This window comes from uncultured Polaribacter sp. (assembly GCF_947497125.1).
Lineage (GTDB): Bacteria > Bacteroidota > Bacteroidia > Flavobacteriales > Flavobacteriaceae > Polaribacter.
This window is the reverse complement of the sequence record NZ_CANMFI010000005.1, coordinates 248,406-255,938: the sequence shown is the minus strand read 5'-3', so window position 1 is coordinate 255,938 and position 7,533 is coordinate 248,406. Positions and strand designations below refer to the sequence as shown.

The 7,533-nt window shown below is 27.2% G+C and carries 9 protein-coding genes; 3 read left to right on the top strand and 6 right to left on the bottom strand.

The features are described from left to right. Both Q0678_RS09650 and Q0678_RS09645 read left to right on the top strand, forming a co-directional pair. On the top strand, positions 1–492 hold a 492-nt coding region (locus tag Q0678_RS09650), incomplete at its 5' end, for a DUF1566 domain-containing protein (protein ID WP_299057160.1). 55 nt (positions 493–547) lie between these two features. Continuing rightward, positions 548–685 carry a four helix bundle protein gene (locus tag Q0678_RS09645; protein ID WP_299057157.1) on the top strand — a complete coding sequence of 46 codons (138 nt, stop codon included), beginning with the start codon at positions 548–550 and terminating at the stop codon, positions 683–685. A gap of 154 nt (positions 686–839) precedes the next feature. On the opposite strand, the gene Q0678_RS09640 is transcribed toward Q0678_RS09645, so the two are convergent. After that, positions 840–1,007: a hypothetical protein gene (locus Q0678_RS09640; protein WP_299057154.1), complete on the bottom strand. Its 168-nt coding sequence runs from the start codon at positions 1,005–1,007 to the stop codon at positions 840–842. 424 nt (positions 1,008–1,431) lie between these two features. Here Q0678_RS09640 and Q0678_RS09635 point away from each other — a divergent pair, with 424 nt between their 5' ends. Beyond that, a complete protein-coding gene (locus tag Q0678_RS09635) occupies positions 1,432–2,667 on the top strand; it encodes a site-specific integrase (RefSeq protein ID WP_299057152.1) in 1,236 nt (411 codons plus the stop codon). Positions 2,668–2,837: 170 nt separating this feature from the next. Here the strand turns inward: Q0678_RS09635 and Q0678_RS09630 are convergent, their stop codons facing one another. The 5 genes from Q0678_RS09630 to Q0678_RS09610 form a co-directional block, all read right to left on the bottom strand. Then, positions 2,838–3,209, bottom strand: a complete 372-nt coding sequence (locus tag Q0678_RS09630) for a hypothetical protein (RefSeq protein WP_299057150.1) — start codon at positions 3,207–3,209, stop codon at positions 2,838–2,840. A 94-nt stretch (positions 3,210–3,303) separates the two neighbouring features. Continuing rightward, the gene (locus Q0678_RS09625) at positions 3,304–3,762 is read right to left on the bottom strand and encodes a hypothetical protein (RefSeq protein ID WP_299057149.1); all 459 of its coding nucleotides are present in this window, start codon (positions 3,760–3,762) and stop codon (positions 3,304–3,306) included. Between the two features lie 204 nt (positions 3,763–3,966). Beyond that, positions 3,967–4,677: a hypothetical protein gene (locus Q0678_RS09620; protein WP_299057147.1), complete on the bottom strand. Its 711-nt coding sequence runs from the start codon at positions 4,675–4,677 to the stop codon at positions 3,967–3,969. A 214-nt stretch (positions 4,678–4,891) separates the two neighbouring features. After that, positions 4,892–5,833 carry a hypothetical protein gene (locus Q0678_RS09615; RefSeq protein ID WP_299057143.1) on the bottom strand — a complete coding sequence of 314 codons (942 nt, stop codon included), beginning with the start codon at positions 5,831–5,833 and terminating at the stop codon, positions 4,892–4,894. 75 nt (positions 5,834–5,908) lie between these two features. Then, positions 5,909–7,438 (bottom strand): hypothetical protein, encoded by a 1,530-nt coding sequence (locus tag Q0678_RS09610; protein ID WP_299057140.1) that lies wholly within the window; start codon positions 7,436–7,438, stop codon positions 5,909–5,911. Between the last annotated feature and the right edge of the window lie 95 nt (positions 7,439–7,533).

Below are 7,533 nucleotides of genomic sequence, written 5' to 3'. Positions count from 1 at the left end.
ACTGAACAAGCTTCTGCCATTGTAGACAATACCGCAAAGGTTGGTATTACCACTGAACAAGCTTCTGCCATTGTAGATAACACCGCAAAGGTTGGATATACACAACCTATCTACGAGGTAAATACTTTTTATGAAGAATTAGGAGGTTATGTTATACAAATTAGTACTAATGGCAAACACGGTTTAGTGGTTGCAAAGCAAGACCAAGGCTCCTCAACTTGGTATTTAGCTAATGACTTATTGAGCGATCCCTCTAAACACGATATACACGGTAAGAAATTTTTAGATTGGCGGTTACCTACCAAAAGAGAATTAGATCTTATGTATGATGTTTATAGTGATGGAAATGCAGTGGATTTAACCTCAGGTAACTACTGGAGTTCTACGGAGCACGGTTACAATACCGCGTGGAAACAGAATTTCGCCAATGGTTATCAGTTCAGCCACTTTAAGTACAACGCAGACCTTGTGCGTGCAGTTCGAGCTTTTTAGTTATTTAATTATTTATCAATTTAATTAGTACCGCGTAAGCGGTCGGTTTGAAAAAATGGCATTACACACCGAGTTACCGGTTTACAGAGACACTTATAAATTGGTGTTAGAAATTTTTGTGAGCACTAAAAATTTCCCCAAAGAATACAAGTATAGTTTGGGTAGAGATATGGAGCGTGATGTATTGGTTTAATATGATTGCATTAAAATCTAATAAGCTGTTGTAAAACAGTCTATTTTCTTAATTAACTTCCTTTTAAATTAAAGGAAGTTACATCACCGTTTCTAAGTTTCTCCATAAATACACAGCGTGTTCTATAAAATATAAATTTTAAATAATTATATTGTTATAGTTTCCAAGTTCCACCATAAGCATATAACGGATTGTCTTTTTTAACGTCTTTAAGACACTCTTTACAAACAAACGCCCATTCTTTTGGGTTTTTGTATTGTACTCGGTACATGGTAGGGAAATCTACTTTACAAATGGTGCAATGTTTAATTCGTTGTTTCATAGGTTACTTAAGTCATTAATAACTTAACTTTTGGAGTGTAATATAACCAGTTCCCAGTTATCTTTTTATGCCTCCCGAGCAACCTCTCGAGCAACCTCAAAAACCAAAAAACCCGTAAATCATTGTTTATAAATGAGTTACGGGATAATTTTGTGGTACCTCCAGGTGAATTTTAGGTTTACTTCATTTTACTACAATTTAATATAAGTAATTGTAAATCAGTAGTATAATGGTTATAATGTTATAAAAAAGTAAAAAGAAATCAAAAGAAATAACAATGATTTAAACCTGCCGAGCAACCTCTCGAGCAACCCGTATTCTTGCCTTATCTTAGCCAAGATCACTAATTTAGAGAAAGATGTATAAGGTGTTAAGATCAACAAAATCGGCGGTTCGATTTAGTTTAAAAAAATCAAAGAAGTATTTGTCAGAAAATAGATACCAAGAAAGTTTAATTTTATTGTGGTTCTCTTTTGGAGGTGCAGACAAACGAGTAAGTTATTCCACAGGATATACAGTTTCTTATGCGGATTGGGATTATCAAAGACAACGCGTTAAAACCAATAAATCAAGAGTTATCAATTCCCATACAGTCAATAACTATTTAAATAAGTTAGAAACTGAATTGATGAATACATACAGTAGATATATTGACGAAGAAAGAGTAATAACAAAAGAACTTATAAGAGAAACATTAGATATCATAACAGGTAAAATAGAACCGGTTGAAAAAGAAGAAATAGTTCCTGTTGACTTTTTTAAGTTTTCTGAAAATTATTTGAATCAAAAAAAAGATCAAATTGCACAGTTATCCTATACTTTATACAAAGGATCCTTAACGAAATTAAAGAAATATAAACGATCAAGAAAAGTTAGAGTTGACTTTAGTTCATTTGACAAACCGTTTTTAGATGATTTTAGACAGTTTTTAGAGGTTCATGAGAACTTGGCTCTAAACACAATATCAAAACACTTTAAAAACCTTAAAATGTTTGTGATTGAAGCCAAGAATCAAGGATTGATATCGAATCCTCCACTAAAATATTTTAAAGTATCAACAGAAGAAACCACAGCAATTTATTTGAATGAAGATGAAATAAATCAAATATTGAAATTAGACTTGTCCTTTAATAAAAGGATGGAATTGGCAAGAGATAAATTTTTAATGGGATGTTATACCGGTCAACGAGTTAGTGATTATAATGGAATTACCTCAGAAAATATTATTGATATAAATGGGTTGGAATGTTTTAGAATCAAACAACGTAAAACCAAGAACATTGTGGATTGTCCAATCACATTGGAAATCCGAGAGATTATGACAAGGTACAACAATCAACCCCCACCATATCTTCATGACACGGATATTAATGAAAACATTAAGATTGTAGGGAGGATATTAGGATTTAACGAGGTTATAAAAACAGAAATCACCAAAGGAGGGAAGTTGTTGAAGAGAAATAAACTCAAATGGGAGATGATTGAAACACACACTGGTCGTCGAAGTTTCTGTACCAATAATTACAAAAAGGGAATGTCATCGTTATATATCATGCACTTTTCTGGTCATAAATCTGAAAGAGAGTTTTTAAAATATATCAGAGATAGAGGAGAGGATAGAACCAAACACATTGTCGATCAAGGGTATTTTAATGTGTAGACTTTCGTTAACAGTAACGTTAGTTAACTTCTTTATAATTGCAAATAATTTATATACTTATGTTTAAAGCAAAAAAAGTCACCATTTCTGATGACTTTTTTTAGATATTTTTTTTTAAATATTAAAATTAATTTTAATTCTAAAAGCGTTTGAAATAATAATAAATGATATTAATAGAATGTTGAAATAACAATGCTAATAATTATAGATAAAACTAATATCCAAATAATATTAGCTTTAAAAGATTGAATGAAACTACATTTCCATATCAGTTTCCCCATTAATGTGTAGGCTATGGTTAATAAAAATATATATGCTAATATACTTCCAATAACTCCTAATTCCATTAATTCTTCAAATCCTATTGGACTTATAATTATTGCTACTAATACACCCGCCGCAATTTCAACTAATAGGGAGTTTTTAAAATTAGCATTTTCTATTTCCCCTACTTTTCTCGCTAAAAATTTTAAGATAAATGCTCCAGCTACTAATACCGGAACACCTATAAATAAGGCCATTGTAATAATCATTCCTTCCATAATTTAATGGTTTTTAAATGGTTAATAAATTGTAATTTAATTTTACAAAAACATCAGCTTTTTTGGGTTTAATTAAAAATATTATTTAAGGCTATTAATTATATATTAGTAATAAACCAGCTCCAAGGGATTTATTCTCACCACCACCATCTATTTTCCCGGCTAACTCAAATGTATTACCATCCCAAAAATTATACCCAGTTGCTTTATATATTTCATTTTTCCACCATGATCCTTTTCCAATAAGATTACCATTTTTAAAAAAATAAAATTTAGAACTATTATTATCTCTTTCGATCGACATAACTTCTTTGAAGTTTCCACTATTATCCTTAGCATAAACTTTTTGATCATATGCTTTACCTATTAAAATATCTGATCCATTTATGTTCTTGTATACTAATGTTGTTGATTTCCAGTCGTTTTGTTTAACAACTTTACCAACTTTATAATATTTTCCATTTTTAAATTTATAAACATTACTAGTTTTTTTTATTTGAGAAAATAAAGTGATTGGAAAAATAATTAGAAATAAGATAATATAAGATTTCATTTTATATGTTTTTAATTACATTAAATAATTTTATTCATTAAAAGTATTTTATTAAAATTATAATATTATAATTTATAATGTATTACCGTATCAAACCCCTATTTTAAAAGATATAATTATAAACTAATTTACTCTATTTTTATACTTAAATTAAGTATCTCTAAGATTTAATATTAATAAATTTTAAAAACAAATAAAGTTAAACTATGTGTATTGCTTAAAGTAGATTTCAGTTAGTTTTTTTGCTGAAATATTACAAATTAACTCTTCAGGATGATCTTCATAACCAACAGTTGCTAATTTTTCATAATATACTTGTTTCGATTTCCCATGGTCTAAATAAAAATGGAAGTACTCATGAATTAATGTATTAGTTAAGTCTTTTATAGACAAAATATTTTTTGTAAATATTGTTATTTTCTTAGATTGATGTTCATATTCGCCTTTGAATTTACTTGGTTGATTGTTGAAAAATAATGTTGGGTGTTTTTTTAGTCCTGACTTTGGGTAATTATCCACACACCAACCTATAACTTTAAATGAATGCTTTTCAATATCAAAACCAGAAGGTTTCTTTTTGAAAAATAAAATTATAAGTAATAGGGTATTAATAAAAAATAAAAAATTTGACACTCTAAACCTATTAGAGAATTGTCTTATTTTTCTATTTAAAGTTGATGAAGTTAAATTCTCAACAGGATCATTATAATAGAGAATAAAAAAAATAAAAAAAAATAAAATTGAGTTATAAAATAAATGTTTTAGAAAACCATTTAAAAAAATTTTTTTTCTAAAAAATATAACATCAACTAAAGTTATCAATAAAATTATATTCAATATAAAATAAGTAGTATACTCAACATTAAATATTACATTCAAAAAATCAAGGTAATCTTTTAAAGAATTTCTTATCATAAAATAAATCATATATTGCGTTAATATTCATAGTTTTACATTGAATATTATTATTTAATCTTTAGTTAGTTCACAAGTATATATACTTTTAAATTTGTGTGAACAAAAAATTTCTAATAAATTAATTTCTTGATTTTTTAGATACTATTGACCGCCCCCTCCAGTAAAGCTAATTCCTCATCAGTAGGATTTAAATCTTGGATCTTTCACATTACTATTCTATTATTAATTTAATGATATGTTCTTCTAAGGTTTGACTGTCCTTTAAAATTAACTTGTAAACACCTTTTACATAGTTAACAGGGTTCAGTAACACATAGTCATCCCCATCTATAATTTTTTGTTCAATAATATCATTACTTTCATCTAAAAGAGTAAGAGTTCCGTATACAAAAACAGGATAATTTGTTACCCATATTTCTCGATTATTATTAATATAATAAGTATCCAAATTACAGATTTTGTCTAAAAAAATTGATATTGCTTCACCGGAAGTAAAAGATGACCTGTAATTTTGAATGTATTTATTAAAAACAGGTAGCACATTCAAAATATTTTTATCGGTAGTACATTCTGTAATATAGTCATCAAAAAAAATCGCAACCTCCTGAAATTTCATTTTTAATGATGCATCCTGCATTTGAAGAAGTTTGAGGATAAATGCTGTATAATTAGAATTATTAGTTTTTAGTAAGTCTAATGAAAATGTAATATCTGTATAATTATCCATTGCTCTTAAGTAAGCATATATTAATACGTATTCATCGTTTTTTAATTGATTCAAAAACTCTTTAATAAATTGTTTTTTTATATTTGAGTCTTCTTCAAAACCTTGATAATTTCTTAAAATATAATTATGTAGTTTTTTATGTTTTTTTATTAGAAAGTTTAAATATGTGGAAGAGTTTTTAACCTTACTTTGAAACTCCCATCCTATTGCGTTAATAAGTGTTAGTTTATTAAATGTATTTATTTCTGGGTCTTGTAGATATGTAATCATTTTTTTTGTTAATTTCTGTTTGCCGGAAATATTACCAATAAACAAAACAAACGAATCATTAATCGTATTCCAATATTTAATTGAAGTCAGAGGGGAATCTGCTCTAGAATAAAATGTAGAAATAAATAATAAAAAAATTACAGTTATTTTTTTCATTTATTAAAATATTTAGTTTTTAAAATTTTATAATTCAAATTTATTAATAATCCAATTGTTATTTCTTCTGAAGATTTACTTGTTAGCTTTAATCCAATCATGATTATGCCTTTCAAAAAAGTTTGTTTTAGGAAGTGGATTATCTTCTAATTCTTTTATTAGCTTTCCTCGTTCTTTAAATAAAATAAGATGATTAATCATTTTATCACAAACACGACATTTTAAAATCATTTTTTTTTCAATCCATTCATCACTACCTAATAAATATTCATTAAATGCAGAACCAATAAGAGAACCTACAGCGTTAATTATTAAATCAGTTCCTTTACTTGTTTCATTTTCAAGTTTCTTAATTGATTTCGTTTGCTTTTTATTTACAACTCTATTCTGAAAATTTGAATTTTGTGAATAAGTATAGCTTTTATTCGATGAATTACTTTTAGTAGTTTTTTGCTTTTTATTACGATTATATCTAATATCGCTATTATCATTTAAATTTTTATAATTTATAGATTCACTCATTTCACCATTTCGCCATTCCCCATCGTAAGAATCTCCATTGGTGTACTCCAAATAACCAGAACCATGAAATTTGCTATTTTTAAAACTACCCGTATATGTGTATTCTTTGGATTTGTAAATTCCAATACCTTCATATTTTCCATTTACAAAATTACCATCATAAGAATCCCCATTTGTATGATTTACATAGCCCTTTCCGTGAAATTGCTGATTTCTAAAATTACCTTTATAGGTGAATTCTTTAGATTTATATATCCCTTCAATGAAAAATTCATTATTGAGTATTTTACCTTCATAATAAGACCCATCAGGGTAATCAACCCTACCAGATGTAAAATTTCCATTGTTCCAGTTTCCATCATAAATTAAACCACTTGTTTGTTTGTATACTCCTTTTCCAGAGGGTTGGTTATTTTTAAAATCCCCCTTGTAATAAGCTTTATTATTGTTAAGAGTTAATTCGCCATACCCTGAAGCTTTTATATTTTTGTTAATTTCACCCTTATAACTTATACTTCCTAACTCGAGTTCAGAATTTAAGTTATCTAATATTCCATTTTTGTAGTATAACGAAATTTTCAAATCACTATATTTTGATATATACTCAAATTTACCATGTCTTTTGTTATTTATGTAGACCCCTTTCATTACACCAATAATTGAAGGTATAGATGGTTTGTATTGCTTGTCATTATCAAGGTATTCAAAAAAAGTTATTGAGACTTCTCCATTATAACCATCTTCATCATAACTTCCATTTAAAGAATATAAAACCTTATTACCCTCTTTAATATACACTTCATCTCCTGATGCGAAAACACTTCTTAAACTTACATTTTTACTTGTATATATTCTTATTTTATTCCCTTTTTTGTAATTGTATTTTGTTTTGCCTCTTTTTATTTTTTTACTAGGTACTGTTCCAAATATCCATCCTCCCGTTGAATTACTAACATCATTGTCATTTAATAATGATAAATCATCATTCCAATTTATTCCAATTAAAGGATTTGATGTGCTTTGCGCTATAGAGGGATGCGTAAACAAGTAAACTAAAGATAAAGTGATTATTCTTAAAAACATATTTTTGGTTTTAATTCATAGTTAATTAAAATTAAAAATTAGAAACTAATTAAAGAGAAAATTTATAAACTACCGTATTATACCCCTATCTCAAA

Excerpts from the sequence above, each read along its gene's own strand:
- Q0678_RS09620 (WP_299057147.1), bottom strand. The coding sequence starts at position 4,677 with ATGATAAGAAATTCTTTAAAAGATTACCTTGATTTTTTGAATGTAATA.
- Q0678_RS09625 (WP_299057149.1), bottom strand. The coding sequence starts at position 3,762 with ATGAAATCTTATATTATCTTATTTCTAATTATTTTTCCAATCACTTTA.
- Q0678_RS09615 (WP_299057143.1), bottom strand. The coding sequence starts at position 5,833 with ATGAAAAAAATAACTGTAATTTTTTTATTATTTATTTCTACATTTTAT.
- Q0678_RS09630 (WP_299057150.1), bottom strand. The coding sequence starts at position 3,209 with ATGGAAGGAATGATTATTACAATGGCCTTATTTATAGGTGTTCCGGTA.
- Q0678_RS09640 (WP_299057154.1), bottom strand. The coding sequence starts at position 1,007 with ATGAAACAACGAATTAAACATTGCACCATTTGTAAAGTAGATTTCCCT.
- Q0678_RS09645 (WP_299057157.1), top strand. The coding sequence starts at position 548 with ATGGCATTACACACCGAGTTACCGGTTTACAGAGACACTTATAAATTG.
- Q0678_RS09610 (WP_299057140.1), bottom strand. The coding sequence starts at position 7,438 with ATGTTTTTAAGAATAATCACTTTATCTTTAGTTTACTTGTTTACGCAT.